Source organism: Limnohabitans sp. 2KL-51, assembly GCF_003063645.1.
Lineage (GTDB): Bacteria > Pseudomonadota > Gammaproteobacteria > Burkholderiales > Burkholderiaceae_C > Limnohabitans_A.
In genome coordinates, this window is the sequence record NZ_NESJ01000072.1 from 1 (window position 1) to 654 (window position 654).

Annotated in this window: 1 protein-coding gene; it reads left to right on the forward strand. The window is 67.3% G+C overall.

Going from position 1 to position 654, the window contains the following annotated elements; translation table 11 throughout:
* The coding region (locus tag B9Z49_RS21965) for an Ig-like domain-containing protein (RefSeq protein ID WP_199225147.1) at positions 1–654 on the forward strand (654 nt) is incomplete at both ends.

Sequence of the window (654 nt, forward strand, 5' to 3'; positions counted from 1 at the left end):
GCGGCACCGCAAGCGCCGGCTACACCCAGTACAGCGCCACCTTCACGCCCACGGCCAATGCCCAAGGCACGGCCACCATTGCGGTGGCGTCGGCCAAGTTCAGCGACGCTGCGGGCAACACCAACCCGGACACCTACGTCAACCCCGCCGCTGCGGGCAGCACCTACGAGAGCAACAACATCGTGGCGCTGGCCTACAACACCTTGGTGGCCGACACCGCGCCGCCCAAGATCGCAGTCAGCCGCTTGGGCACGGGCGTGGCCACGGGGGCCGAAACCCTCACCTTCACGCTGTCTGAGGCCAGCAGCAACTTTGTGCTGGCCGACATCGACGCCACCGGTGGCGTTTTGAGCAACTTCGCGCCCGTGGCCTCCAGCGGCACGGCCAGCGCCGGCTACACCCAATACACCGCCACCTTCACGCCCACCGCGGGCGTGCTGGGTACGGCCACCATTGGCGTGCTCTCGGGCAAGTTCACCGATGCGGCCAGCAACGCCAACCAAGACACCTACCTGGCGGGCGTCGCAGGGGCGGTGCAAGAGGTCAACAACCAAGTCTCCTTTGCCTTCAACACCGACGTGACCGCTCCGGGCATCGTGGTGGGGCGCACGGGCGCAGGCACCATCAGCACCACCGAGGTCATCACCTTCACGC